This is a genomic window from Colwellia sp. BRX8-4 (genome assembly GCF_014077345.1).
Taxonomy (GTDB): Bacteria; Pseudomonadota; Gammaproteobacteria; order Enterobacterales; family Alteromonadaceae; genus Colwellia_A.
Genome location: NZ_JACGVS010000103.1, coordinates 1 through 204 on the forward strand (window position 1 = coordinate 1; position 204 = coordinate 204).

Here is a 204-nt window from a genome sequence, read left to right on the forward strand (position 1 = left end):
GGAGCTATGCAGGATCGAACTGCAGACCTCCTGCGTGCAAGGCAGGCGCTCTCCCAGCTGAGCTATAGCCCCATCGGGATTCTTCTAATTTGTTATCATGTAATTTGTGTAGACACTCGTGAAACTCAAGAGTTTCCATTAAACTGTTTTTACTTCAAGATAAGGAGGTGATCCAACCCCAGGTTCCCCTAGGGTTACCTTGTT

General features: G+C 47.1%; 1 tRNA gene. It reads right to left on the bottom strand.

What is annotated here, in order from left to right:
- Nucleotides 1-72, bottom strand: a tRNA-Ala gene (locus tag H4J56_RS19495).
- Between the last annotated feature and the right edge of the window lie 132 nt (nt 73-204).